Origin of the sequence: Pseudoalteromonas sp. SIMBA_162, from assembly GCF_046535955.1 — a bacterium.
GTDB lineage: Bacteria > Pseudomonadota > Gammaproteobacteria > Enterobacterales > Alteromonadaceae > Pseudoalteromonas > Pseudoalteromonas marina.
Genome location: NZ_JAWJBQ010000744.1, coordinates 1 through 255 on the forward strand (window position 1 = coordinate 1; position 255 = coordinate 255).

The window sequence follows — 255 nt, forward strand, 5'->3', positions numbered from 1 at the left end:
GTCGCCGGCACGACGCCGAACAGCGCCTCCGCGACGTTCGAGCGCCCCGAGGCGACCAGGCCCGCGACGCCGAGGATCTCGCCCGCGCGCAGTTCGAAGCTGACGTCGCGGAACACGCCGTCGACGCCGAGGTTCTTCACGGCCAGCACGACCTCGCCGATCGGCACTTCCTCCTTCGGGAACATCTGCGTGATCTCGCGGCCGACCATCATCCGGATGATGTCGTCGCGCGTGACGTCGGTCGACGCGTGCGTG

Annotated in this window: 1 pseudogene; it reads right to left on the reverse strand. The window is 69.8% G+C overall.

Going from position 1 to position 255, the window contains the following annotated elements:
- Positions 1 to 255, reverse strand: a pseudogene (locus tag R0J88_RS21660) (D-xylose ABC transporter ATP-binding protein); the annotation flags it as partial.